Here is a 2052-nt window from a genome sequence, read left to right as displayed (position 1 = left end):
TATGCCGTCCGGTGAAATCCGTCGCGTCGACGTGCGCTGCCGCGCTACCGTCGGCGAGGTCGGCAACGCCGAGCAGTCGAACATCAACTGGGGCAAGGCCGGCCGCATGCGCTGGAAGGGCAAGCGCCCGACCGTTCGTGGTGTCGTGATGAACCCGGTCGACCACCCGCACGGTGGCGGCGAGGGCAAGACCTCCGGTGGACGCCACCCGGTCAGCCCCTGGGGACAGCCGGAAGGCCGTACCCGCAAGAACAAGGCGAGCGACAAGCTGATTGTCCGTCGTCGTCGTACCGGCAAGAACAAGCGCTAGGAGGGAGGTCAGAATGCCACGCAGCCTGAAGAAAGGCCCGTTCGTAGACGATCACCTCCTCGCGAAGGTTGACGTCCAGAACGACAAGGGAACCAAGCAGGTCATCAAGACCTGGTCCCGTCGATCGACAATCCTGCCCGACTTCATCGGTCACACTTTCGCCGTCCACGACGGTCGCAAGCACGTGCCGGTGTTCGTGTCCGACTCCATGGTCGGCCACAAGCTCGGGGAATTCGCACCGACCCGCACGTTCAAGGGTCACATCAAGGACGACCGGAAGGCGAAGAGGCGATGACCAACTTCACCCCCACCGCCAATCCGACTGCCAAGGCCGTAGCGAAGCACGTTCGCGTCACGCCGATGAAGGCACGTCGCGTCGTGGATCTGGTTCGCGGGCGCTCCGTCGAGGACGCGCTCAACATCCTCAAGTTCGCGCCGCAGGCAGCAAGCGAGCCGGTCGCCAAGGTGATCGCCTCCGCAGCGGCCAACGCCGAGAACAACCTGGATCTCGATCCCAGCACACTGATCGTCGCCACTGCATTCGTCGACGAGGGTGCAACCCTCAAGCGATTCCAGCCGCGCGCTCAGGGCCGGGCATTCCGGATCCGCAAGCGCACCAGCCACATCACGGTGATCGTCGAAAGCCTGCCCAAGACCGGCGGAACGTCTCGCAACCGTCGTAAGGGCCAGGCGTCCAAGGAAGGGGCTCAGTAGTGGGTCAGAAAATCAACCCGCACGGCTTCCGCTTGGGTATCACCACTGACTGGAAGTCGCGCTGGTACGCAGACAAGCAGTACTCGGAGTACGTCAAGGAAGACGTCGAGATCCGCAAGCTTCTTGCCACCGGCATGGAGCGCGCAGGCATCGCGAAGGTCGAGATCGAGCGCACCCGTGACCGTGTTCGCGTGGACATCCACACGGCACGTCCGGGCATCGTCATCGGTCGTCGTGGCGCCGAGGCCGACCGCATCCGCGGAGCTCTCGAGAAGCTGACCGGCAAGCAGGTTCAGCTCAACATCCTCGAGGTCAAGAACGCCGAGTCCGAGGCTCAGCTCGTGGCCCAGGGTGTTGCCGAGCAGCTCAGCAACCGCGTCGCATTCCGTCGCGCAATGCGTAAGGCCATCCAGTCGGCCATGCGTCAGCCGAACGTCAAGGGCATTCGTGTTCAGTGCTCCGGCCGTCTCGGTGGCGCCGAAATGTCGCGCTCGGAGTTCTACCGCGAGGGACGCGTTCCCCTGCACACCCTCCGTGCCGACATCGACTACGGACTGTACGAGGCCAAGACCACCTTCGGCCGCATCGGCGTGAAGGTCTGGATCTACAAGGGCGACATCGTCGGCGGACGGCGTGAACTCGCTGCCGCTGCGGCTCCGGCCGCCGGTGCAGACCGTCCCCGTCGTGAGCGTCCCACTCGTCCGCGTCGCAGCGGTGCCTCGGGCACCACGGCGGCCAGCACCGAGGCCGGCCGCGCGGCATCCGCAACCGAGGCTCCGGCCTCGACCGAGCCCACTCAGGAGGGCTGACGCATGTTGATCCCCCGCCGGGTCAAGCACCGCAAGCAGCACCACCCGAAGCGTTCGGGTGCCGCCAAGGGCGGAACTCAGGTGACATTCGGTGACTACGGCATCCAGGCTCTCGAGCCCGCCTACATCACCAACCGTCAGATCGAGTCCGCTCGTATCGCGATCACTCGCCACATCAAGCGTGGCGGCAAGGTCTGGATCAACATCTTCCCGGACCGC

Annotated in this window: 4 protein-coding genes and 1 pseudogene; all 5 read left to right on the top strand. The window is 65.0% G+C overall.

Translation table 11 applies throughout. From position 1 onward, the window contains the following. A pseudogene (locus tag A2J02_RS16825) lies at positions 1 to 310 on the top strand (50S ribosomal protein L2); the annotation flags it as partial. Positions 311 to 323: 13 nt separating this feature from the next. After that, positions 324 to 605, top strand: a complete 282-nt coding sequence (gene rpsS / locus A2J02_RS16820) for a 30S ribosomal protein S19 (protein ID WP_008718309.1) — start codon at positions 324 to 326, stop codon at positions 603 to 605. Further along, positions 602 to 1024 carry a 50S ribosomal protein L22 gene (gene rplV / locus A2J02_RS16815; RefSeq protein ID WP_037188319.1) on the top strand — a complete coding sequence of 141 codons (423 nt, stop codon included), beginning with the start codon at positions 602 to 604 and terminating at the stop codon, positions 1022 to 1024. The genes rpsS and rplV overlap by 4 nt, the downstream gene beginning before the upstream one ends. After that, positions 1024 to 1833 (top strand): 30S ribosomal protein S3, encoded by an 810-nt coding sequence (rpsC, locus tag A2J02_RS16810; RefSeq protein ID WP_068051383.1) that lies wholly within the window; start codon positions 1024 to 1026, stop codon positions 1831 to 1833. Before rplV ends, rpsC begins: the two co-directional genes overlap by 1 nt. 3 nt (positions 1834 to 1836) lie before the next feature. Then, on the top strand, positions 1837 to 2052 hold a 216-nt coding region (gene rplP, locus A2J02_RS16805), incomplete at its 3' end, for a 50S ribosomal protein L16 (protein WP_068051381.1).

It is taken from the genome of Rhodococcus sp. EPR-147 (genome assembly GCF_001647185.1).
Lineage (GTDB): Bacteria > Actinomycetota > Actinomycetes > Mycobacteriales > Mycobacteriaceae > Rhodococcoides.
Note: the sequence above shows the minus strand (reverse complement) of the source record. Positions and strands in the feature narration are given on the sequence as shown.

Bases quoted from the DNA above. Each gene is read 5' to 3' on its own strand.
- rpsS (WP_008718309.1), top strand. From the start codon at position 324: ATGCCACGCAGCCTGAAGAAAGGCCCGTTCGTAGACGATCACCTCCTC.
- rplV (WP_037188319.1), top strand. From the start codon at position 602: ATGACCAACTTCACCCCCACCGCCAATCCGACTGCCAAGGCCGTAGCG.